The following is a 22,349-nucleotide window of genomic DNA, read 5'->3' on the forward strand; positions in this document are numbered from 1 at the left end:
CGGATGCAGAACCCTCCTGTGGCCCCCGTCGACGTTGAAGCCGCTTCGCAGTTGTGGGCCGCCTACGCGGCGGCGCACCCTGCGCGGGTCCGGGCGATGCCCGAATACACCGTCGAACACTTCGGGGATTCGAAACGGCTTGCGGACGAACTCCTCGCCTTGGTCCTGAGCGGTCGAAAGCGGGCAACGGCTGAACTCCTGCTGGATTTCACCGCCCGGGGCGACCAAGTGCCGCGGATCGGGTCCCACTGGATCGCGTGCGACGGCGACGGGGTGCCCCGGGTGATCATTCGCAGCACCGAACTCCGAATCGGTCCGTTCAGCAGCGCCGACGCGGCGTTCGCCCGCGATGAGGGTGAGGACGACCTGAGCCTTGAGAGCTGGCAGCGCGAACACCGCGCCTATTGGACGCGCACCAGCGCCGCGGCCGGCCGCGAGTGGTCGGAGCTGGATGAGATCGTCTTTGAGCGCTTCGACCTGGTCTGGCCGCCCGGCGTCGCGGACGCTTCCGCCTAGTTCGCGCTTGCCCGGGCGAGGAGCTGGGCGCGGACCTCTGCGGGGCGGTTGGTAGTGAGCTCCTGGATGCCCAGTTCCCGACAGAGGTCGACGTCAGCCGCCGAGTCCACCGTCCAGACCCGGAACCGGCGGCCCGAGTCGAGCCAGCGACGAACGGTGCGGGAATGCCCGCGGACGTAGCCGATGCCCGGCCCGGCCAGGCCAACCTCGCAGTCGTCCAGGATGCGCTCCCCCTCGGTCTGAGCCGCCTTGAGGACGTTGGCCAGCGCGCCGCCGGTGACGGCGCCGAGACCGAGTTCCTCCCGGATTTCCACCACGTTCACATCATCCACCAGCTGGCAGATGGCCGCGGCGGGCACGGACCGGAGCAGGTGCTTGACCGAGTCCGGGCTGAAGCTCATGAAGGACACCCGGATGTTATCCAGCATCGACGTCTCCCGGTCCCAGCCCTCGGCCTCAAGGACCTCCAGGACCCGGTCCTCCAGTTTGAGCTGGAAGGGGCTGGGGTGCTTGAGCTCGATCGCCAGCCCGATCTCGCGGCCGGCCAGGCGCAGCAGGTCCAGCAGCTCGGGCAGGGTCAGGAACTGCTCGGAGGGGGCGCCGTACTCCTCGGGAATGCGGGCGCCCTTCCAGGAGCAGAAGTCCAGCAGCCTCAGCTCTTCCAGCGTGCGGTCCGCGACCGGACCGGTGCCGTTGGACGTACGGTCCAGGGTGGCGTCGTGGAGCAGCACGGCGTGCTGGTCCCGGGTGAGGTGGACGTCGCACTCGACCCCGTCGGCGCCGTCGGCGATCGCCTGCAGGTACGCGGCGCGGGTGTGCTCGGCGAAGGCGCCGCTGGCGCCCCGGTGGGCGTAGACCAGCGGGCGGGCGACGGCGGACTCCTCGGTAGTCATGCTGACACGTTAGCCGACGGCGGTAACGGATGCGCGGCTAGGCTGGGCACATGCAGGTGAACACTGAACGACCAGCCCGTACCGCCGTCCCCCCGGCCGGCGTCGAACACCGGCTGTCACCCGCGGACGCCGAGAAGGCCGCCGCGCTGCGGAAGATGAAGCTGCTGGCCGTGTCGCTGCTGATCGGCATGGCCGTCATCTTCGTGGTCGCCTTCGCCCTGCAAAAGCAATACCCCTGGCTGGAGTACGTCCGGGCCGCGGCCGAGGGCGGGATGGTGGGCGCGCTGGCGGACTGGTTCGCCGTCACCGCGCTGTTCAAGTACCCGCTGGGCCTGAAGATCCCGCACACCGCCATCATCCCCCGACGCAAGGACCAGATCGGGGCGTCGCTGGGCGAGTTCGTGGAGACCAACTTCCTCTCCGAGCAGGTGGTGAAGGAGAAACTGGCCAGCGTGGACGTCGCCCGGAAGGTCGGCGGCTGGCTGTCCGGCCCCGGCGGCCCCGAGCGCGTCGCCAAGGAAGGCGCGGCCGTGATCCGCGGCGCGTTCAAGGTTCTCAACGACGACGACGTCCAGTCCGTCATCGAGGCCATGGTCCGGAAGCACCTGCTCACCCCGCCGTGGGGCCCACCCGTGGGCCGGCTCGCGGAGCGGGTGTTCGACGACGGCCACCACCACGCGCTGGTGGACCTGCTTGTGGACCGCACCGTGGACTGGGTGCGGGACAACCACGAAACGGTCAACCGGCTGGTGACGGACCGCTCCCCCGCGTGGGTACCGACCTTCGTCGACGGGCTGGTGGGCGACAAGGTGTACGTCGAAATCCTGAAATTCACCCGCGCCGTGCAGTCCGATCGGCAGCACCAGGTCCGGCTCTCCATCGACACCTATCTGAAGTCGCTGGCGCATGACCTGCAGCACGACCCGGTCATGATCGCCCGGGCCGAGGGCGTCAAGGCCCAGGTGCTCGGCGACCCGGAGGTCCGTGAGCTGGCCTCGCGCACCTGGGGCACGATCAAGGCCGCGCTGCTGACCGCCGTCGACGATCCGCACAGCGAATTGACGGTGAAGTTCAAGGCCGCGGTCCACGACTTCGGCACCCGGCTGGTGGTCGACCCCGAACTGGCAGGGAAGGTGAACGCCTGGATCGGCGACGCGGCCGGGTACCTGGTGAACAACTACCGCTCCGACATCGCCGGTGTCATCACCGACACCGTGGCCCGCTGGGACGCCGAGGAGACCTCGCAGAAGATCGAACTCCAGGTCGGCAAGGACCTGCAGTTCATCCGGATCAACGGCACCGTGGTCGGCGCCCTGGCCGGGCTCGCCATCTTCACCGCGGCGAATCTGGTCTTCGGCTGACCCCTCCCCCGCCAAGAGCGCGAACGGACACTTCGCGCCCTACGCTGCCGGGTGGCGGCACGCATATGTTCCGGGCAGACTTAGTTTCATGGCTGACTCTGAGGCAGTAACGACGCAGGGTTCGACGGTTGAGGACTGGACGCTGGCATTGGCGGAATCCGCGGGTTCGCCAGGAGGTGGTGCCGGGGCTGGGCTGATGCTGGCCATCGCCGCGTCACTGACGTCCATGGTCGCCGGATACACCGACGCCGACGAGCACCAACGCGCTGAACTCGACGACGTCCATGCCCGGGCGCGGTCCCTGCGGGAAGCTGCCCTCCAACTGGCCGACGACGACTCGTCCGCGTCAAAGGCGTTCGGGGCCGCGTTCCGGCTCGAACGCGGCCCCGAACGCGAGGACGCCATTCAGAAAGCCTCCGTCGAAGCCGCAAAGTCCTCCGCGCTGCTCGGCAAGCACGCCATCGGTGCCATCACAGACCTGGAATGGCTGGCAGCCAAGGGCAATCCAGCGCTTATCGCCGATGTCGTCGTCGCTTTCGGCGCCCTGCGGGCAGCGCTGACTGGAGCACGCACAAACGTCAGCTACGATCTCTCCACCCTGACCTCTGCCGGCGCCACACTCGAGCAGATCCGCCAGGAGCACCCGGAGTTGTGGACGACCGTGGAGCGGCTCAATGCCGCCCTGGACCGGATCGACAAACTCACGGCCGAAATAGATCACCGGGCCGCCCCCACCGACGCCCTCTGACCGGGCGCATCACGGCCGCACGGGCGCAGCCAAAGAGGGTTTTGCCGGTCAGAACACTCGGATCCCGCTGGGCATGACCACTCCGTCAACGGGCCGGTCGTGGCTCTCGCGCGGCACGGCTTCAAGGAATTCGTCGTCGTAAGTGACCGCGAATACCGCTGGAGGTTCCTCCAAAGACGCAAGAGCGCGGTCGAAGTACCCGCGGCCCCATCCCATCCGCATTCCCGAACCGTCGACCGCAGCTGCTGGAATAAGCAACAGATCGACGGTCTCGAACACTCCGGCCGGCACCACCTCGCCGATCATCTCGGAGATGCCGAACAAGCCCACCTGCTCGCGGCCGCCGGATGCAGGTACCCAGTCCAGCAAGCCGTCCTGCCTGCTCACCGGAACGAGAACCTCCACGTCATTCGCGGCGGCCCAGGCCAGGAACGGCCGGGTGTTCGGTTCGTCTCCGCCGGAGAGGTAGCAGGCCACCAAGGCAGGGGCCCTGTGACGGACCAGAGCTATCAGATGCTCTGTCAGACCGGCCGTTGCCGCCTCCTGCTCTCCCACCGGGCGGCTGCGGCGACGGAGACGAATCTCGGCGCGCAACTGGGCCTTTGCATCCCTGACGGAGACATTCGATGTCATGCCAGGTCCCGGGCCCTCGTCGAGACCCGCGCGTAGCTGATCAGTTTTCCCATGCAGGCCCCCCGCGTGTCTTGCAACCCGTCTCATGCCACCAAGCTAGCAGGGGGCTGTGTCCGTTCGCGCTTAGGGGTGGGCGCCAAGTGTCCGTTCGCGCTTCCAAGGCCGGGCCTTAAGTGTCCGTTCGCGCTCAGGGGTGGGCGCCAAGTGTCCGTTCGCGCTTAGGTCAGGCGGGGGCGACCGTCGCCTTGGGCCGGGCGCGCATGGCGAAGACCGTGAACGCCAGCGCCACCAGCGCGGTGACCACCAGCAGCAGGAGCCCGATCGAATAGCTGCGGGACGCGGCGTCGTAGGTGGCGCCCATGATCAGCGGCGGGAAGTAACCGCCCAGACCGCCGGCGGCGCTGACCACCCCGGACACGCTGCCCACCTTCCCTGCCGGGGCAAGCACCCCGACCCACGCGAACACGCCGCCGGTGCCCAGGCCAAGCGCGGCAGCCATCGCGACAAACGTCAGGCCGGCGGGCACATCGCCGTCGGGCTGCAGGTTCACCACCCAGGCGAGCACCGCGACGCCGGCGAGCGAGACCACCACGACGGGTTTGGGGCCGAAGCGGTCCGCGAGCACGCCCCCGACCGGCCGGGCCAGCACGGCGGCCAAGGCGAAGCCGGCAGTGCGCGCACCGGCGGCGCTCGGGTCGAAGCTGTAGATGTCCCGCAGGTACGTCGGCAGGTAGGTCGCGAAGGACACGAAGCCGCCAAAGACGACGGCGTAGAGGAAGCACATCTTCCACGTCACCGGGGTCTTGGCGGCGTCGATCAGCTTGGGCAGCACCGGCGCGCTCTGGCGGTGCCAGGCCGGGGATTCCTTCATCAGGAACCAGACCAGCGCGGCCATGACCACCAGGACCGCGGCGATCAGCAGGTGCGTCGGAAAGTAGCCGATCCAGGCCACCAGCCGCGGGTTCAGGAACGCGGCGAGGGCGGTGCCGCCCATTCCGGCGCCGAACACCCCCGTGGCGAAGCCGCGCCGCGACGGGTCGTACCAGGCGCTGACGAAGGGGATACCGACGGCGAACACGGTGCCGGCCACCCCCAGCAGGAGCCCGGCGCCGAGCACCAGCGGGAAGGACCGGATGCTGCCGCCGACCGCGACCAGCAGGATCGGCACGACGGCGGCGAGCAGCACGAAAGTGAAGAGGGCCCGGCCGCCGTACTTGTCCGTCAGGGCGCCGACGACGATCCGGCCCAGCGAGCCGACGAAGACCGGCATGGCGACGAGGATCCCCGTGGTGGCCGGGGTGAGCTGGAGGTTTTGCGTGTAGAACGCCCCGAGGGTGGCCACTGAATTCCAGGCCCAGAATCCAGCCACCGAGGCTGCGGTGGCGAGCACCAGGTTGAGCGTCTGGCCCGCCGGCGCGGTTGCCGCCGTCGCCGCCGTCGCGGGCGGGGTCACTTCGGCCATGGCGGCCTCCTCTCGGTGCGGCGGCGCGGTCCCGGCGCCGCGGGCGGGTCAGCGGTTGCGGGTGTCACGGTCGCGGGTGCCGACGGCGGACCAGCCGGGCCGCGCCGCGGTGGAGGGCGTGCGGGTGGCCGCCCCCGTCTGGACCCCGCGCCGTTTGCCGTTCCGGTCCCGGTCGCGGGAGCGGTACACGATGTACGGCCGGAAGAGGTAGTGGAACGGCGCCGTGAAGGCGTGGACCAGCCGGGTGAACGGCCAGATCACGAACAGCGCCATGCCCACCAGGGTGTGCAGGTGGAAGGAGAACGGGGCTTCCGCCATCGCCGCGATGTCGGGCTGGAGGATGAACAGCGAGCGGAACCATGGGGACACGGTCTCGCGGTAGTTGTGTCCGTGCTCGCCCTCGAACACGCTCACCAGGGTGGTCCACAGCCCAAAGACGATCGCCGCGGTGAGGACGACGTACATGGTTTTGTCGTTCCTGGTGGTGGCCATGAAGACCGGCCCGGTGGTGCGACGCCGGTAGATCAGCAGGGCGATCCCGCCGAGCGTCCCGACCCCGGCAATGCCGCCGACCAGCAAGGCATTGAAGTGGTAGAACTCCTGGCTCATCCCCACGGCCTCGGTCCACGCCATCGGAATGACCAGGCCGAAGAAGTGCCCGGCGATCACGGCGAGCAGGCCGAAGTGGAACAGCGGCGAGGCGATCCGCAGCAGCCGGGATTCGTAGAGCTGGGAGGACCGGGTGGTCCAGCCGAACTGGTCGTACTTGTAGCGCCAGACGAGGCCGCCGACCAGGACCACCACCATGACGTAGGGCAGGACCCCCCAGAGCACGATATCGAGCACCGACAACTCCATGGTCAGACCCCCTTCACGGGCAGCAGGCGCGGGTCGTACGGGTCCAGCCCGACGGCCTCCGTGGGCGGCCCGTACCCTGCCATCCGCATGACGGCCTGCTCATCCGCGGGGGACTTCCCCGGCAGCGTCGCGCAGACGGCCTGCAGGATCCGGGCGTGCGGCAGCCCGTCCCGGAGCAGCCCGAAGCGCAGCATCTCCAGGCTGGCCCGGTATCGGCCCAGCAGGCCGCGGCCGGCCGCAAGGTCCACCCGGGCGGCGTATTCCAGCACCATCGGCAAATAGTCCGGCAGCTCCCCCTGGGTGTCGACCAGCACGTCGCTTTGCCGGTAGGCCGCCTTGAAGCTGCCGAGCACCTCGCCCCGGCGGCGGGTGTCCCCGTCCGTCCAGTAGGACAGGTGCAGGGCGTGGCGTTTGCCCAGGTCGAACTCCCGGACGTAGCCGGCCTGGCTTTCCATCAGCGGCGTGGTCTCCAGGGCGTCCAGTACGTCGTCGAAGTCCGCCCCCGCACCGGGGAACTCGGCGAGCGCGGCCCGCATCAGGGGCACCTTGGCCAGCAGGTCCTCGTCCGGGTAGGACAGGCACCACGCCGCCGCGAGGTAGAGCACCCGGTCGCGGCGGCTCATGGCTGGTCCTCCGCCGCTGCCAGGGTGCCCGGTTCCGGCCCCTTGTCCGGGAAGAGCCCGGGCGGGGCGCCGCGGCCGTCCCAGTTCAGCAGGTTCACCCGGCCGCGCAGCCCGGACCCCTCTTCGAGGCCGCCGGAGGTCTGCCGGTCCCGGAGGGCGTTGAAGGTTTCCACCGCCACCGGCACCGGCCTGCCGCTAGCCTCGCCGAACGGTGAGGTGTCCTGCATGCCGGGACCGCCGTCGAAGTCCAGGGAGCAGCCCATTTCCTCCAGGTCGTGGGCCTGTTCCACGTGGGCCTTGGGGATGACGTAGCGCTCCTCGTATTTCGCGATCGCCATCAGCCGGTACATCTCGTACATCGTCTGGCTGTCCATCCCCACGGACTCGGGGATGGAGTCGTCGGGGTCGTTGCCCAGGCTGATGCCGCGCATGAAGGAGCGCATGGCCGCGAGTTTCCGCAGCACCGCGGTGACCCGGTCCGTGTCCCCGGCGGTGAAGAGTTCGGCGAGGTATTCCACCGGGATGCGCAGCGCGTCGATGGCGCCGAAGAGGTTGCCGGCGTCCTCGCCGTCGTGCCCCTGGTCGCGTAGCAGGTCCACCACCGGGGAGAGCGGCGGGACGTACCAGACCATCGGCATGGTCCGGTATTCAGGGTGCAGCGGCAGCGCCACCTTGTAGACCTTGGCCAGGGCGTAGACCGGCGAGCGCCTGGCCGCGTCGATCCAGTCCTCCGGGATGCCCTGGGCCCGCGCCTCGGCCTGCACGGCGGGGTCGTTCGGGTCCAGCAGCACATCCATCTGGGCGTCGTAGAGCTCCTGCGGGTCGGTGACGGCGGCCGCGGCGGTGACCGCGTCGGCGTCGTACAGGAACAACCCCAGGTACCGCAGCCGGCCCACGCAGGTCTCCGAGCAGACGGTCGGCAGCCCCACCTCCACGCGGGGGTAGCAGAAGGTGCACTTCTCGGCTTTGCCGGTCTTGTGGTTGAAGTAGATCTTCTTGTACGGGCAGCCGGTGACGCACTGCCGCCAGCCGCGGCACCGGTCCTGGTCCACCAGCACGATCCCGTCCTCGACCCGCTTGTAGATCGCCCCGGACGGGCAGGAGGCCATGCAGGAGGGGTTCAGGCAGTGCTCGCAGATCCGCGGCAGGTAGAACATGAAGGTCTGCTCGTAGGCGAACTTGATCTTGTCCTCGGACTCGCGCCGGACCTTTTCCACGATCGGGTCCAGGTGCCCGTGCTCGGCGGAGCCTCCGAGGTCGTCGTCCCAGTTCGCGGACCAGGTGATCTTGGTGTCCTCGCCGGTGATCAGGGACTTCGGCCGGGCCACCGGGAAGTCGTCGCCCAGCGGCGCGTCCACCAGGGTCTTGTAGTCGTAGGTCCATGGCTCGTAGTAGTCCTTGAGCTCGGGCTGGACCGGGCTGGCGAAGATGCCCAGCAGCTTCTTGACCCGGCCGCCGGCCTTGAGGACCAGTTTGCCGCGCTTGTTCAGCACCCAGCCGCCGTGCCAGCGTTCCTGGTCCTCGTAGCGGCGGGGGTAGCCCTGCCCGGGTCGGGTTTCGACGTTGTTGAACCAGACGTATTCGGTGCCCGCCCGGTTGGTCCAGGCCTGCTTGCAGGTCACCGAACAGGTGTGGCAGCCGATGCACTTGTCCAGGTTCATCACCATGCCCATTTGTGCCATCACGCGCATCAGTACTGCACCTCCTGGGAACGACGGCGGACGGTGGCCACCATGTCGCGTTGGTTTCCGGTGGGGCCGAGGTAGTTGAACGCGTAGGCCAGCTGCGCGTACCCGCCGATCAGGTGCGAGGGCTTGACCAGCAGCCGGGTGACGGAGTTGTGGATGCCGCCGCGCCGGCCGGTGGCCTCGGACTTGGGGACGTCGATGGTGCGTTCCTGGGCGTGGTGGACGTAGACGACGCCGGCCGGCATCCGGTGGCTGACGATCGCCCGGGCCACCAGGACGCCGTTGATGTTCGTACACTCCACCCAGTCGTTGTCCCGGACCTTGATGGACTCCGCGTCGGCGGGACTCATCCAGACCGTCGGGCCGCCGCGGGAGAGCGAGAGCATCAGCAGGTTGTCCTGGTATTCGGAGTGGATGGACCACTTGGAGTGCGGGGTCAGGTAGCGGACCACTACCTCCAGGGCGCCGTCCCGGCCGAGTTTGGGTTCGCCGTAGAGCCGGTGCATGTCCAGCGGCGGCCGGTAGATGGGCAGTGCCTCGCCGATGTCCCGGATCCAGTCGTGGTCGAGGAAGAAGTGCATCCGGCCGGTGAGGGTGTGGAAGGGTTTGAGCCGCTCGATGTTGATCGTGAACGGCGCATACCGCCGGCCGCCGGTCTCCGAGCCGGACCACTCCGGCGAGGTGATCACCGGGACCGGACCGGCCTGGGTCTGGGCGAAGGTGATGAACTTTTCCTCCGACCCCTCGGACAGGTCCGCCAGCTTGCGGCCGGTGCGGACCTCCAGGTCTTTGAAGCCCTGGACGGAGAGCGCGCCGTTCGTGGTGCCGGAGAAGGCGAGGATCGCCTCGGCCAGCTTTGCGTCGGTGTCGATCGCGGGGCGCCCGTCGGCGGCGCCGCCGAGCATGACGCCGTTGGTCTGGCTGAGCCGCTTGAGTGGGCCGGCCAGGTTGTAAGTGACGTTCTTGACCGTGAACCCGACTTTGTCCGCCAGCGGCCCGAGGGCGGCGAGCTTGTCGGCGATCGCCGTGTAGTCACGCTCCACCACCGAAAAGACCGGCATGTTCTGCCCCGGTACGGCGGGAATGCCGGACTCCCGCCAGTCACGGACCACCCCGCCGGGCTGCGCCAGCTGGCCGGGGGTGTCGTGCTGCAGCGGGACGCTGACCAGGTCCCGGCGGACGCCCAGGTGGGTCTTCGCGAGCCGGGAGAACTCCCGGGCCAGCAGGTGGAAGGTGTCGAAGTCCGTCTTGGTCTCCCACGGCGGGTCGATCGCCGGGGTGAACGCGTGCACGAACGGGTGCATGTCGGTGGAGGACAGGTCGTGCTTCTCGTACCAGGTGGCGGCGGGGAAGACGACGTCGGAGAGCAACGTGGTGGAGGTCATCCGGAAGTCCGCGGAGACCAGCAGGTCCAGCTTTCCCTCCGGCGCCTGCTCATGCCACTTCACGTCCCGGGGTTTGAGGCCCTCGGCGTGGTCTTTGCCCAGGACGTTGTTGTGGGTGCCCAGCAGGTTGCGGAGGAAGTACTCGTTGCCCTTGGCCGAGGAACCGAACAGGTTGGAACGCCACAGCACGAGGGTCCGCGGCCAGTTCTCCGGGGCGTCGACGTCCTCGATGGCCGGGTTGAGCGTGCGGTTCTTCAGCGCGTCGGCGATGTAGCCGGGGGTGTCCTTCGCGGTGCCGGCGGCGACGGCGGCCTCCGCCTCGTCCGCGAGGTCCAGCGGGTTCCGGTCGAACTGCGGGTAGAACGGCATCCAGCCCAGCCGGGCGGACTGGGCCATCGCGTCCGCGGTGTGCATGCCGTCGAGGGAACCGGTGGACAGCGGCGATTTCAGCGCATCCGCGGAGTAGCCGTCCTGCCGCCACTGGTCGGTGTGCATGTACCAATACCCGGTGCCGATCATGGTCCGCGGCGGCCGGCCCCAGTCCAGGGCGTTGGCCAGGGAGACCCAGCCGGTCATGGGCCGGGTCTTTTCCTGGCCGACGTAGTGCGCCCAGCCGCCGCCGTTGCGGCCCATGCAGCCGGTCAGCATCACCAGGGCCAGCACCGCCCGGTAGGTGGCGTCGCCGTGGAACCACTGGCAGATGCCGGCGCCCATGATGATCATGGACCGGCCCTTGGACTCTTCGGCGTTGCGGGCGAATTCGCGGGCCACCCGGATGCAGGCCTGCGCCGGGACGGAGGTGATGCTCTCCTGCCAGGCGGGGGTGTACGGGGTGGCGGCGTCGTCGTAGCCGGCGGCCCAGTCCCCCGGCAGGCCCTCGCGGCCGACGCCGTACTGGGCGAGCATCAGGTCGAACACGGTGGTGACCAGCCGGCCCTCCAGCTCGACGACGGGCACGCCGCGGCGGAGCACGCTGCCGGCGCCGTCGGCGTCCTCAAAGCACGGCAGCAGGATCTCGGCACTGTCGCCGGAGACCTCGCGCAGCGACAGCGCCGGGTCGATCCCCTCCAGGTCCAGGTTCCACTTTCCCTCGCCGCTGCCGGAGTAGCGGAACCCGAGGGAACCGTTGGGCACGGCCGGCCGGCCGGCGGCCTTGTCGAAGACGACGGTCCGGAACGCGGCGTCGTCGGCTCCGGCTTCGGCGGGGAGGTCAGCGGCGGTGAGGAACTTCGCCGGGGTGAGGGTGCCGTCGTCGCGCCGTTCCAGGGTGACCAGGAAGGGCAGGTCGGTGTACTGCCGGACGTAGTCGGCGAAAAACGGCACCTCGCGCTCGACGAAGAACTCCTTGAGCATGACGTGGCCCATGCCCATTGCCAGGGCGGCGTCGGTGCCGGCCTGGGCGGGAAGCCATTCGTCGGCGAACTTCGTGTTGTCCGCGTAGTCCGGGCTGACCGTGACCACCTTGGTGCCGCGGTAGCGCACCTCGGCCATCCAATGGGCGTCCGGGGTGCGGGTGACCGGCACGTTGGAGCCCCACATCATCAGGTAGCGGGCGTCCCACCAGTCGCCGGATTCCGGGACGTCGGTCTGGTCGCCGAAGACCTGGGGGCTGGCCACCGGCAGGTCCGCGTACCAGTCGTAGAACGAGGTCATCACCCCGCCGATCAGCTGGATGAAGCGGGTGCCCACGGCGTGCGAGACCATGGACATCGCCGGGATCGGCGAGAACCCGGCGCACCGGTCGGGCCCGTAGGTCTTGATCGTGTTGACGTGCGCGGCGGCCGCGATTTCGACAGCCTCCTGCCAGGAGACCCGGACCAGGCCGCCCTTGCCGCGGGCCTGCTGGTAGCGGCGGCGCCGTTCCGGGTCCGCCGCGATCTCGGCGAAGGCCAGCACCGGGTCGCCCAGCCGGGCCTTGGCCTCGCGGTACATCTCCACCAGCACGCCGCGGGCGTACGGGAACCGGACCCGGGTGGGCGAATAGGTGTACCAGGAGAACGCCGCACCGCGCGGGCAGCCGCGGGGTTCGTACTCGGGGCTGTCGGGGCCCACCGAGGGGTAGTCCGTCTGCTGGGATTCCCAGGTGATGATGCCGTCCTTGACGTACACCTTCCAGGAGCAGGAGCCCGTGCAGTTCACCCCGTGCGTGGAGCGGACCACCTTGTCGTGGCTCCAGCGGTCCCGGTAAAAGATGTCGCCCTTGCGGCCGCCCTCCCGGAACACCGCCCTGCCGTCGTCGGTCTGGTCCCATTTCGTGAAGAATCGGCCCAGCTTCAACATTGCATCCGAGGCGGGTCCGTCCAACCCCGCGGCGCCTTCGGCAGTCATGCCCCAAAGCTAGGTCCCGCCTTGGGCCCCCCAATAGGGCCCTACGGCACTGGTGTCACAGCCGTCACTCCAGTCTCACCGCGGAGCGCACCCCCGCGCGAACGGACACTTCGCGCCCTTCCAGCGAGGGCGCGAAGTGTCCGTTCGCGCTTCCGGAGGGCCTCAAGTGTCCGTTCGCGCTTCGGGGAGGGCGTTAAGTGTCCGTTCGCGCTTCGGGGAGGGCGTTAAGTGTCCGTTCGCGCTCTAGGCGAAGGGGGCGAGTTCGACGCCGGCCCGCTCCAGCGCGGAGCGGACGGCGGCCGCCACCGCCACGGATCCGGGGGCGTCGCCGTGCAGGCACAGCGAGTGCGGGGTCAGCCGGACAACGCTGCCGTCGGTCGCCGTGACCTCGCCCTTGAGGGCCAGGCGCAGGGCCCGTTCGACGATCTCGTCGGGATCCTCGATCACGGATTCCTCGTCCAGGTGCGGCACGAGGGTGCCGTCCGGCAGGTAGGCGCGGTCGGCGAAGGCCTCGTGGAAGACCGGGTTGCCGGCTTCCCGGGCGAGCTCCACGAGCGCGGATCCTTCCAGCCCCAGCAGGGGCAGTCCGGGATCGTAGGCCTGGACGGCGGCGACGACGGCGGAGGCCTGTTCGGCGTCGTGGATCGTGCGGTCGTAGAGGCCGCCGTGGACCTTGACGTAGTCCACCGAGGCGCCCACCGCGTGGGCCACGCCGTCGAGCGCCCCCAGCTGGTAGAGCACGGCCCCGAACAGGTCGTCGAAGGTCATATCCATCGCCCGGAGACCGAAGCCGGCGAGGTCCGGGTAGCCCAGGTGCGCGCCGACCCGGACATCGAGTTCGTAGGCCGCGCGGCAGGTGTCCAGCATGGTGACGGGGTCACCGGCGTGCAGGCCGCAGGCCACGCTGGCGCTGGTGACCAGCGGAAACATTGCGGCGTCGTCGCCCATGGTCCACGAGCCGAAGGACTCGCCGAGGTCAGCGTTGAGGTCCACCGGTACCCCTTCAGCCCTGGTTCCGGGCGTCGCCGGCGGCGTCGATCTCCGGGGCCGCGGCGCCGGGCTGCAGCTCGCCGGGGATGGTCTCCGGCAGGGCGCCGAAGGCTTCCTTGGCGTTGGCGACGACGGCGCGGCCCATCATCCGGTTGCCGACCCCGCCCACCACCGCGCCGACGCCGAAGGGAAGGGCGCGGCCCAGCAGTGCGGTGCCCTGGCGCTTGAGCAGGTTGCGCAGGAAGGCCCGCTGGATCCGTTCGCGGACCGAGCCGAACCCGATCAGCGGGGCCCTGCGCGCGAAGAGCGTGCCCCAGGCCTGGGTGGGGCCCTTGCTCTGGCCCGCCGCCTGGCCGCTGAGGGAGCTCAGCAGAGCGGTGCCTTCTTCGCCGAGCATGATGGCCATCACCAGCGTGCTGGCCTTCTCGGGGTCGACCATGCGCACGCCGTGGAGTTCCGCCAGCGAGGTGGCATACAGGGCGGTGGCCTCCAGGAAGCCCACGGTCGCGGCGGCGGAGAGGCCCAGGGCGGCCACGGTGCCGACGCCCGGAATGACGGCGGAGCCGCCGACGAGCGCCCCTCCCCCGGTCACGGCGACCAGGTAGTCGCGTTCCAGGATGGCGGCGAGCTGGGCGGCGGTGGCCCGGGGGTGTTTGCGCTGCAGCCGGCGGAGGTTGGCCAGGACCAGCGGCCGCTGGATTTCCACGGCGCGCAGGAGGACGTTGTGGACGCCCGGCTTGGGCTTGCCGTCGGCGTCGAACATTGCGTTGTGGGCGGTCTTTTGGGCAATCTTCATTGCCGGGTTGCTGCGCTGGGCCATCATCGCCTCTCCTGAACCATAAGGGTGCTGAATGTCATCCAGGCTTAACAGTAGGCCACGTGCGGCCGGGCGGCGGCCCGAGGCGTCTGCCTCCGGCCACCGCCCGGCTCTCCCGTGGCGCGCGGCTTAGCGCGGGGTGCGGATCAGTTTCTTGTTCACGAACTCCTCCATGCCGAACCGGCCAAGCTCGCGGCCGACGCCCGAACGCTTGACCCCGCCGAACGGCAGGTCCGCCTGGGTCTGGGCCACGGAGTTGATGAACACCATGCCGGTGTCCAGCCGGTCCGCGACGTCCCGGGCCTTGTCCGGGTCGGCGCTGAAAACGGAGCCGCCGAGTCCGTAGGGTGAGCCGTTGGCCAGTTCGATCGCTTCCTCGACGCTGGCCACCTTGTAGACCACCGCGGCGGGGCCGAACAGTTCCTCGGAGTAGGCGCGCATCTGCGGGGTGACGTCGGTCAGCACGGTGGGCTCCACGAAGGCTCCGGGGCCGTCGACCTTGTGGCCGCCGGTCCGCAGGGTGGCGCCCTTGTCCACGGCGTCCTGGATCTGCTCGATCAGCCCGTCGGCGGCGCTCTGCGAGGAGAGCGGGCCGAACTTGGTGTCCTCCTGCAGCGGGTCGCCCGGCGTGATCCGGGCCATCCGGGCGGTGAACTTCTCGACGAAGGGCTCGTAGAGGTCTTCCAGCACGATGAACCGCTTGGAGGCGGTGCAGGCCTGCCCGGCGTTGCCCATCCGGCCGCCCACGGCGGCCTTGACGGTCGCGTCGAGGTCCTCGGCGTCCAGCACAATGAACGGGTCGCTGCCGCCGAGCTCCAGCACGTACTTCTTCAGATTCCGGCCCGCCACCTCGGCCACGGCAGCACCGGCCCGCTCGCTGCCGGTCAGGGAAACGCCCTGTACCCGGCTGTCGGCGATGACCTCGGCGACCTGCTCGTTGCTGAGGAAGAGGTTGGTGTACGCACCTTCGGGCAGGCCGGCGTCCTTGAAGATCGCCTCGATTGCGAGGGCCGACTGCGGGCAGCTGCCGGCGTGTTTGAGCAGGATCGTGTTGCCCAGGACCAGGTTGGGCGCAGCGAACCGTGCCACCTGGTAATAGGGGTAGTTCCACGGCATGATGCCGAGCAGCGGGCCGACCGGGGCCGACCGGACCACGGCGGAGCCGCCGCCCTTGACCTCCAGCGGTTCGTCCTTGAGGAAGCCCGGGCCCTCGGCGGCGTAGTAGTCGTAGATGTCAGCGACCAGCTGGACTTCGCCGCGGGCCTGCGCCAGCGGCTTGCCCATCTCGGTGGCGATCAGCCGGGCCAGGTCGTCCTGGCGTTCCCGGTACAGTTCGGCGACCCGGGCCATCACCTTTGCCCGGGCTTCGACCGGGGCAGTACGCCAGTCCCGGAACGCCTGCTCCGAGGCCGCGAGCGCTTCTTCCACCTCGCCCGCGGTTGCGAGCGGGAATTCCTTCAACGTTTCTCCGGTTGCGGGGTTCACTGTCTTGTAGGCAGTCATGTATCCACCATCTCCGTTTCTGGCTGCGTCGCCGGTCCGGGCGCGGACCGCCGCGGCGCCGGTTTGGCGCCGACGGCGGTTCCCGCCCCTTGCGCGGGTCCGGACTGCCCTTCCGGCAGCACCGGTCCCGTAGGCGCCAACCGGCCCGTCCCCCGGACTATTCCATCCGGACCGCCGCCGCGTCCGGGCGGCCGCGCCGCGGGCGGCTGGCGGCCGGGACCCCTACAGCCTCACGTCGCCGCAGAGGTGGACCTGGACTCCCAGCTCGGCGAAGAAAGCGGCCTTGGCCTCCAGCGCCTTGTCCGCCGTGTCGGCGTCGGGGGCGTAGACCACCTGGGCGTGGTTGGCCTTGTGGCGCGCCATGAGCTGGTCCCGGCTGACGCCGTCGAGCACGGCGTGCATGATTGGCCACTGCGGGTCGGTGGCCTCCAGCCGCCGCCGGGTCTCTTCCTCCGGCAGCTCGACGACGTGGCCGCGGCCGAGGTCCACGTGCAGCCGGTCGTCCATGATGAAGACCCGGGACCAGACGATCTCCCCCGGTTTGGAGACACCGCTGAGGGTCCCGCCGCCGAGCGGGAAGAACATCGGCGGCTGGCGCATGCTGTAGGACTTGTCGTAGCCGCCGTTGTGGGACGCCGGCACGGAGCCGGAGATTTCGAAGACCCAGACGAATTCGCCGTCGTAATCGGCGCCCCAGCGCACGTCGTGCAGCGTGGTGGCCGGGTCCAGTCCCATGGCGGTCCAGATCCGGTTGGTGATGAGGGCATCGACCGCCACGCCCTCGTCCACCTCGTTGAAGTGCGGGAGCGCCTTGCCGGCGAACAGTTCGCGGCCGCCGTCACGGGAGTAGACCGGCGGGCGCTGCACGTTGTTCAGCAGGCCTTCGGCCAGGTCCGATGCCGGGACGGTGTCCTTGAGTCCCTGCTGGTACTGGATGCCGACGGCGTCGACGCCGTAGTCGTCGGAAATGCGCAGCGCCGCGATGTACATCTTGAGCTGGCTGTGGACCTGCTCCGGGGTCAGCTCCGTGGCCGGGTCGGTGCCGAAGTGGAAGACCAGACCGGCGTCGTCGAGCCACGCCTTGACGGCGTCCGCCTCGGCGTCGGTGACCTTCTGCATTTCCGCCACGAGGGCGCTCTGCGACAGCCGTTCCTTATAGATGCCCAGCGGGTTGAGCATCTCGTCATCGATGATGGCGTTGTACATGCCCATGCAGCCTTCGTCGAAGACGCCGATGATCGCTTTCTCGGTCTTCAACTGCTGGGCCAGGGCACGCCCCAGCCGCACTTCCTCGGACTCCGCGAGCGCCGGCAGGTCGCGGACGTGGCTTGTGTCGTGGCTGATGGTGCCGGTGGTCAGCCATGACTTCAGCTTGCCGACCGCCCACTCGTCGGTGAAGTCCTCGCTCCAGAGCGCCGAGTACTCGACCTTGGCCTTGGTCAGGCTGCCGGTGAGGTTGAGCAGGCCGACCAGGCCGGGGAAGTCCCCCGCCCAGTTGGCGACCACGAGGATGGGGCCGCGGTGCGTGCGCAGCCCGGCGAGGACGTGGTGGCTGTACTGCCAGACCGCCTCGACGACCACCACCGGAGCCGTGGGCGGGATGTTCTTGAACACCTCCATGCCCATGCGCTGGCTGTCGATGAAGCCGTGGCCCGTCTCCGGGTTGACGCTGTGGGCGCGGACGACCTGGTAGCCGAGCGACTCCACGGCCGTGGCGAAGTGCTCTTCGAGCTGCTGCTGCGTCGGCCAGCACTTGACGTTGGCATCGAGCCGCAGATCGCCGCTGCTGAGGGTGTAAACCGTGTTTTCCGCGGCGGCGGGTGCCTCGGTGACGGCCGGGAAGGTGTAGCTGTTCATAGTGCAGGTTCCTTGTCGGGGTTTTGGGCGCTCAGCCGTTCTTCGCGCCCGGCGAGGGCATGGGCGATGTCCTGGGTGGCCGGGTAGAGCCGCAGGTAGAGCCCGTAGAGCTCCTCGTAGTCGGCGGCGACGGCCGGGTTGGGCTCGACGGTGCGGGCCGGCGGATTCCAGTCGCCGATCCGCACCTCGGCCACGGTGCCGGCGGCGAGGTAGGCCGCCCCGTAGCTGGCGCCGATCGTCTGGCTGGGGATCAGCTGCGGCCGGCCGGTGACGTCGGAGACGATCTGCGTCCACAGCTCGCCCTGCGTGCCGCCCCCCACGGCCACGATCCGGCGGATGTCGCCGCCGGCCCGCTCCATTGATTCGATGTTGTGCCGCACGCCCAGCGCGGTGGCCTCCAGCGCGGCCCGGTACAGGTCGCCCCGGGTGTGGGAGAGGGTCAGCCCGGCGATGATGCCGCGCGCCTGCGGATCCGCCACCGGGGTCCGTTCACCGGCGAAGTAGGGAAGCATGAGCAGCCCCCGGGCGCCCGGTCCGGAGGCTGCGGCGAGCTCGAGCAGTTCCGGGAAGTCCAGGGAGCCGAAGAGTTCCTTGAGCCAGGACGTGACGGCGCCGGAGGTGGCCATTCCGCCCGCGAGGTTGCGGGTTCCTTCGAAGGCCCCGACGGTTCCCCACAGCAGGGGGGAGCTGACGCGGTCCGGCACGGTGTTCACCAGGAACATCGTCGTGCCGTACATCAGCATCAGGTCCCCGTTGTTCTGGCCGTCGACGCTCACCGCTTCGCTCCACGCGTCGATGGTCCCGGCGATCACCGGTATCCCGGCAGGCAGGCCGGTCGCGGCGGCGGCCTCCGGGGTGACCCGCCCGGCGGCGTCGCCCGGCCAGAGCAGCGGCGGAAGGTCCAGCTCCGGCGCGATCCGGTCGGCGAACGGCGGGTACCAGGCCAGCGCCTCGGTGTCGTAGAGCGGCGTGCACTGGCTGGCGGAGTGGTGGTCCAGGACGTATTCACCGGTCAGCCGGTACGCCAGCCAGGACGCCGGCATGAAGAGCCTGCGGCTCCGGGCGAACGTCTCCGGTTCGTGCCGGTCCAGCCAGGCCAGTTTTGGTCCGACCGCCTGCGTGGAGAGGGTGGAGCCGCAGCGGGCCATGATGGCTTCGGCGCCGCCCAGGTCCGCGGTCAGCGCCTCGATCTGCTCGGTGGCCCGGGAATCGATGCCGTACAGGATGGCTGGCCGCAGCGGCGTGCCGTCGGCGTCGGTGACCAGCACGCACGGGCCCATTCCGCTCACGCCGACGGCGACGATGTGCTCATCCGCGCCGTGCAGCAGTTCCCTGCTGATGGCGATGAATTCCTCCCACCAGAGGCCGCCGTCCATCTCGGCCCAGCCGGGCTGTGGCCTGCTGACGTCGTGGCTGCGGGATGCCGAACGCAGTACCCGTCCGGCCAGATCCACGATGACGCCCTTGCTGCTGCTCGTGCCGATGTCGACGCCGAGCACCGCCGGCGTTCCGCCCTGCCGGCCCGTCACTGCGCGGGCCTCAGCCGCAGGCCCTGCATGCCGCCGTCGACCGCCAGCGAGGTTCCGGTCGTGGACCCGGCGGCCGGCGAGGCGAGGTAGGTGATGGCAGCAGCCACTTCGTCCGCGCTGACCAGGCGCCCGTGCGGCTGCCGGGCGTTGAGGGCGGCCCGTTCCGCCTGGGGGTCCTCGCTCTGGTCCATCAGCCGGCCGATCCACGGCGTGTCCGCGGTGCCCGGGTTTACACAGTTGACCCTGATCCCCTCCCGGATGTGGTCGGCGGCCATGGCCAGGGTCAGTGACAACACCGCCCCCTTGCTGGCGCCGTAAAGCGCCCGCTGCGGCAGCCCGGCGGTGGCCGCGATCGAACAGGTATTGACGATCGCCGCGGCCGGTGAGCGGCGCAGGTGCGGCAGTGCGGCCCGGCTGACCCGGACCATGCCGACAACGTTGATATCGAAGACCCGGTGCCATTCGTCGTCGTCGTTGTCCGCGACCGTGCCCTGGGCTCCGATGCCGGCGTTGTTGACGACGACGTCGATCCGGCCGAAGCGCTCGGCGACGGCCCGGACCGCCTCGTCCACCGACGCCGTGTCGGCCACGTCGCAGCGCACCGCGAAGTGCCCCCCGGGGCCGGACTCGGGGTTGAGGTCCAGCACTGCGACCGACGCACCGGCCGCGGCGAGTTGCGCGGCCGTGGCGGCGCCAATTCCGGAGGCGCCGCCGGTGACGATGGCCACCAGCCCATCCATCTGGGTTGTCATCTGTGTTCCTTTCAAAGTCGGGCGGGGAGCGGGGTCAGGACTGCGCGAAGACCTGCCGCTGCCGGCCGAGGCCCTCGATTTCGACCTCGACGACGTCGCCGGCCTTGAGGTACGGGAACTTCCCTGACAGGGCCACGCCCTGCGGAGTGCCGGTGAGAACGACGTCCCCGGGTTCCAGAGTCAGGTACTGGCTGAGGTGGTGGACCAGGAAGTCGACCGGGAACACCATGTCCGCGGTGCTGGAGTCCTGGCGGGACTCCCCGTTGACCCAGCTGCGGAGCCGCAGCCGGCCCGGGTCCACTTCGTCGGCCGGCACAAGCCAGGGCCCAAGCGGGGAGAATCCGGGGGAGCATTTGCCCTTGGACCACTGGCCGCCGGATTCCTCGATCTGGAAGGAGCGTTCGGAGAGGTCGTTGGCGACCAGGTAACCCGCGATGTGCGCGGCGGAGTCCGCCGGCGAGTCCAGGTAGCTGGCGCGCCGCCCGATGACCACGCCCAGTTCGACTTCCCAGTCGGTCTTGGTGGAATGGCGGGGGATGTAGGCGGTGTCGTCCGGCCCCGCCACGGTGTTCGGTGTCTTGAGGAAGATGATGGGTACCTCGGGCGGCAGCGAGCCCGACTCGGCGGCGTGGGCGGCGTAGTTCATCCCGACGCAAATGACAGCCGACGGCCTCGCGATCGGGGCGCCGACCCGGAGCCCGTCGGTCTCGACCTGTTGCAGCTGCCCGCGCCGGAGCGCCTCGCGCACGGCGTCGATCCCGCCACCGGCCAGGAACTCTCCGGAGATGTCCGGCGTCAGAGTTGAGAGATCATATGTCTTTTCGACGCCGTCCGTGCCGGCATCGACGACGGCGGGGCGTTCCGCACCTGCGGCACCCAGTCGAACCAACTTCACATTTCCTCCAAATCGGGCCACTTTGCCCACTGCTATCCCGCGGGCAAAGCCACCACGCGGAAAGGTGTCCCACACCACAATACCGGCGCAGCCTTCGTTGACAAGCCATACATCGGATGTTTACTGTCGAATGCACCGCCCGCCGGGCGCTAAGACATCCCGGCGCCCCGCAGCAGGAGGAGTTACCCTTGAGCACCATTACCGCCGTGACGGTCAGTGACGTCCGCTTCCCGACGTCCACTTCCCTGGACGGTTCCGACGCGATGAACCCGGACCCGGATTACTCGGCGGCGTACCTCGTGGTGGAGACGGATGCCCCGGACGGCCACACCGGCCACGGCTTCGTGTTCACGATCGGGCGCGGCACCGAAGTGGTGGCCAGCGCGCTCTCGGCCCTCGTCCCCTACCTGCAGGGACGGAACACCGAAGAGCTCCTTGGCGACATGGGAGCCACCTGGCGCTCCATGGTGCACGACTCCCAGCTGCGCTGGCTCGGCCCCGAGAAGGGGGTCATGCATATGGCCATCGGCGCCGCGATCAACGCCCTGTGGGACCTGAAAGCGAAGCGGGCCGGACTGCCGCTGTGGCAACTGCTCGGCCGGCTTTCGCCGGAGGAGCTCGTAGGCCTGGTGGATTTCCGCTACCTCAGTGACGCGCTCACCCCCGATGAGGCGCTGGACATCCTCCGGCGCGCCGAGCCCGGCCGCCAGGAACGGGAAGCGCGGCTGCTCCGGGAAGGCTACCCGGCCTACACCACCACGCCCGGGTGGCTGGGCTATGACGACGCCAAGCTGGCCCGGCTGTGCCGCGAGGCCGTTGCGGACGGCTTCCCCCTGGTGAAGCTGAAGGTGGGCGCCGACCTCGGCGATGACGTCCGGCGCCTGCGCGTGGCCCGGGAGGCCTGCGGCCCTGGAGTGAAGATCGCGGTCGATGCCAACCAGCGCTGGGACACCGCCGAGGCGATCGACTGGATCCGGGGCCTGGGCGACGCCGGGCTTGCCTGGGTCGAGGAGCCGACGAGCCCCGATGACATCCTGGCCCACGCCGCTATCGCCCGCGCCATCGCGCCGATTCCGGTCGCGACCGGTGAGCACGTCCAAAACCGGGTTGTCTTCAAGCAGATGCTGCAGGCTGGTTCCCTGGAGGTGCTGCAGCTCGATGCCGCCCGGGTGGCCGGCGTGAACGAAAACATCGCCATCCTGCTCCTGGCCGCGAAGTTCGGCGTCCGGGTCTGTCCGCACGCCGGCGGCGTGGGGTTGTGCGAGGCAGTCCAGCACCTCTCGATGTTCGACTACGTGGCCGTTTCCGGCCAGCTGGAGGGCAGGATGATCGAATTCGTCGACCACCTGCACGAGCACTTCGTCGTCCCCGTGGAGGTCCGCGGCGGCCGCTACTGGCCGCCCGCGGCCCCGGGCGGCGGCAGCGAGATGATCGCGGCCTCACTCGCGGAGTTCGCCTTCCCCTCCGGCCCGGCGTGGGCACGACCGGCCCAGGCTGTGGCAGGCTGAACC

General features: G+C 69.6%; 18 protein-coding genes. 4 read left to right on the plus strand and 14 right to left on the minus strand.

Annotation, left to right across the window (positions count from 1 at the left end; genetic code table 11):
- Window positions 1–3: 3 nt before the first annotated feature.
- On the plus strand, window positions 4–516 hold the full coding sequence (locus ASG71_RS01475) for an ASCH domain-containing protein (protein ID WP_056736367.1): 513 nt from the start codon (window positions 4–6) through the stop codon (window positions 514–516).
- On the opposite strand, the gene ASG71_RS01480 is transcribed toward ASG71_RS01475, so the two are convergent.
- The gene (locus tag ASG71_RS01480; RefSeq protein ID WP_056736369.1) at window positions 513–1,409 is read right to left on the minus strand and encodes a glycerophosphodiester phosphodiesterase; all 897 of its coding nucleotides are present in this window, start codon (window positions 1,407–1,409) and stop codon (window positions 513–515) included. The genes ASG71_RS01475 and ASG71_RS01480 overlap by 4 nt on opposite strands.
- A gap of 50 nt (window positions 1,410–1,459) precedes the next feature.
- On the opposite strand from ASG71_RS01480, the gene ASG71_RS01485 reads away from it, so the two are divergent.
- Complete coding sequence (locus ASG71_RS01485) at window positions 1,460–2,770, plus strand: DUF445 domain-containing protein (protein ID WP_056736372.1); 1,311 nt, start codon at window positions 1,460–1,462, stop codon at window positions 2,768–2,770.
- Between the two features lie 88 nt (window positions 2,771–2,858).
- Window positions 2,859–3,518 (plus strand): cyclodeaminase/cyclohydrolase family protein, encoded by a 660-nt coding sequence (locus ASG71_RS01490; RefSeq protein ID WP_056736374.1) that lies wholly within the window; start codon window positions 2,859–2,861, stop codon window positions 3,516–3,518.
- A gap of 48 nt (window positions 3,519–3,566) precedes the next feature.
- Here the strand turns inward: ASG71_RS01490 and ASG71_RS01495 are convergent, their stop codons facing one another.
- From ASG71_RS01495 to ASG71_RS01555, 13 genes are all read right to left on the minus strand, one after another.
- Entirely contained in the window at window positions 3,567–4,151 is a 585-nt protein-coding gene (locus tag ASG71_RS01495) for a 5-formyltetrahydrofolate cyclo-ligase (RefSeq protein WP_056736376.1), read from the minus strand.
- A gap of 223 nt (window positions 4,152–4,374) precedes the next feature.
- Complete coding sequence (locus ASG71_RS01500) at window positions 4,375–5,613, minus strand: MFS transporter (protein WP_056736379.1); 1,239 nt, start codon at window positions 5,611–5,613, stop codon at window positions 4,375–4,377.
- A 48-nt stretch (window positions 5,614–5,661) separates the two neighbouring features.
- Window positions 5,662–6,471, minus strand: a complete 810-nt coding sequence (gene narI, locus ASG71_RS01505; RefSeq protein ID WP_056736380.1) for a respiratory nitrate reductase subunit gamma — start codon at window positions 6,469–6,471, stop codon at window positions 5,662–5,664.
- A gap of 2 nt (window positions 6,472–6,473) precedes the next feature.
- Window positions 6,474–7,094, minus strand: a complete 621-nt coding sequence (narJ, locus tag ASG71_RS01510) for a nitrate reductase molybdenum cofactor assembly chaperone (RefSeq protein ID WP_056736382.1) — start codon at window positions 7,092–7,094, stop codon at window positions 6,474–6,476.
- Window positions 7,091–8,785, minus strand: coding sequence for a nitrate reductase subunit beta (gene narH, locus ASG71_RS01515; protein WP_056736384.1), 1,695 nt, complete (start codon window positions 8,783–8,785; stop codon window positions 7,091–7,093). Before narH ends, narJ begins: the two co-directional genes overlap by 4 nt.
- Entirely contained in the window at window positions 8,785–12,495 is a 3,711-nt protein-coding gene (locus ASG71_RS01520; RefSeq protein WP_056736387.1) for a nitrate reductase subunit alpha, read from the minus strand. Before ASG71_RS01520 ends, narH begins: the two co-directional genes overlap by 1 nt.
- A gap of 243 nt (window positions 12,496–12,738) precedes the next feature.
- The gene (locus ASG71_RS01525; protein WP_056736389.1) at window positions 12,739–13,488 is read right to left on the minus strand and encodes a LamB/YcsF family protein; all 750 of its coding nucleotides are present in this window, start codon (window positions 13,486–13,488) and stop codon (window positions 12,739–12,741) included.
- Window positions 13,489–13,498: 10 nt separating this feature from the next.
- The gene (locus ASG71_RS01530) at window positions 13,499–14,305 is read right to left on the minus strand and encodes a hypothetical protein (protein WP_056737182.1); all 807 of its coding nucleotides are present in this window, start codon (window positions 14,303–14,305) and stop codon (window positions 13,499–13,501) included.
- 126 nt (window positions 14,306–14,431) lie between these two features.
- Window positions 14,432–15,805, minus strand: coding sequence for an NAD-dependent succinate-semialdehyde dehydrogenase (locus ASG71_RS01535; protein ID WP_056736392.1), 1,374 nt, complete (start codon window positions 15,803–15,805; stop codon window positions 14,432–14,434).
- A 222-nt stretch (window positions 15,806–16,027) separates the two neighbouring features.
- The gene (locus tag ASG71_RS01540) at window positions 16,028–17,662 is read right to left on the minus strand and encodes a hypothetical protein (RefSeq protein ID WP_056736394.1); all 1,635 of its coding nucleotides are present in this window, start codon (window positions 17,660–17,662) and stop codon (window positions 16,028–16,030) included.
- Window positions 17,659–19,191, minus strand: coding sequence for an FGGY-family carbohydrate kinase (locus ASG71_RS01545; protein WP_200947915.1), 1,533 nt, complete (start codon window positions 19,189–19,191; stop codon window positions 17,659–17,661). Before ASG71_RS01545 ends, ASG71_RS01540 begins: the two co-directional genes overlap by 4 nt.
- Window positions 19,188–19,943, minus strand: a complete 756-nt coding sequence (locus ASG71_RS01550; protein WP_082574739.1) for an SDR family NAD(P)-dependent oxidoreductase — start codon at window positions 19,941–19,943, stop codon at window positions 19,188–19,190. The genes ASG71_RS01545 and ASG71_RS01550 overlap by 4 nt, the downstream gene beginning before the upstream one ends.
- Before the next feature lie 34 nt (window positions 19,944–19,977).
- Window positions 19,978–20,838, minus strand: a complete 861-nt coding sequence (locus ASG71_RS01555; RefSeq protein ID WP_056736396.1) for a fumarylacetoacetate hydrolase family protein — start codon at window positions 20,836–20,838, stop codon at window positions 19,978–19,980.
- A 188-nt stretch (window positions 20,839–21,026) separates the two neighbouring features.
- Here ASG71_RS01555 and ASG71_RS01560 point away from each other — a divergent pair, with 188 nt between their 5' ends.
- Window positions 21,027–22,346, plus strand: a complete 1,320-nt coding sequence (locus ASG71_RS01560) for an enolase C-terminal domain-like protein (RefSeq protein WP_056736398.1) — start codon at window positions 21,027–21,029, stop codon at window positions 22,344–22,346.
- The last annotated feature ends 3 nt before the right edge of the window (window positions 22,347–22,349 follow it).

It is taken from the genome of Arthrobacter sp. Soil763, from assembly GCF_001428365.1.
Lineage (GTDB): Bacteria > Actinomycetota > Actinomycetes > Actinomycetales > Micrococcaceae > Arthrobacter.

Excerpts from the sequence above, each read along its gene's own strand:
- ASG71_RS01535 (WP_056736392.1), bottom strand. The coding sequence starts at position 15,805 with ATGACTGCCTACAAGACAGTGAACCCCGCAACCGGAGAAACGTTGAAG.
- ASG71_RS01500 (WP_056736379.1), bottom strand. The coding sequence starts at position 5,613 with ATGGCCGAAGTGACCCCGCCCGCGACGGCGGCGACGGCGGCAACCGCG.
- ASG71_RS01495 (WP_056736376.1), bottom strand. The coding sequence starts at position 4,151 with ATGACATCGAATGTCTCCGTCAGGGATGCAAAGGCCCAGTTGCGCGCC.
- narJ (WP_056736382.1), bottom strand. The coding sequence starts at position 7,094 with ATGAGCCGCCGCGACCGGGTGCTCTACCTCGCGGCGGCGTGGTGCCTG.
- ASG71_RS01485 (WP_056736372.1), top strand. The coding sequence starts at position 1,460 with ATGCAGGTGAACACTGAACGACCAGCCCGTACCGCCGTCCCCCCGGCC.
- ASG71_RS01540 (WP_056736394.1), bottom strand. The coding sequence starts at position 17,662 with ATGAACAGCTACACCTTCCCGGCCGTCACCGAGGCACCCGCCGCCGCG.
- narH (WP_056736384.1), bottom strand. The coding sequence starts at position 8,785 with ATGCGCGTGATGGCACAAATGGGCATGGTGATGAACCTGGACAAGTGC.
- ASG71_RS01490 (WP_056736374.1), top strand. The coding sequence starts at position 2,859 with ATGGCTGACTCTGAGGCAGTAACGACGCAGGGTTCGACGGTTGAGGAC.
- ASG71_RS01550 (WP_082574739.1), bottom strand. The coding sequence starts at position 19,943 with ATGACAACCCAGATGGATGGGCTGGTGGCCATCGTCACCGGCGGCGCC.
- ASG71_RS01475 (WP_056736367.1), top strand. The coding sequence starts at position 4 with ATGCAGAACCCTCCTGTGGCCCCCGTCGACGTTGAAGCCGCTTCGCAG.
- ASG71_RS01530 (WP_056737182.1), bottom strand. The coding sequence starts at position 14,305 with ATGGCCCAGCGCAGCAACCCGGCAATGAAGATTGCCCAAAAGACCGCC.
- narI (WP_056736380.1), bottom strand. The coding sequence starts at position 6,471 with ATGGAGTTGTCGGTGCTCGATATCGTGCTCTGGGGGGTCCTGCCCTAC.
- ASG71_RS01480 (WP_056736369.1), bottom strand. The coding sequence starts at position 1,409 with ATGACTACCGAGGAGTCCGCCGTCGCCCGCCCGCTGGTCTACGCCCAC.
- ASG71_RS01520 (WP_056736387.1), bottom strand. The coding sequence starts at position 12,495 with ATGACTGCCGAAGGCGCCGCGGGGTTGGACGGACCCGCCTCGGATGCA.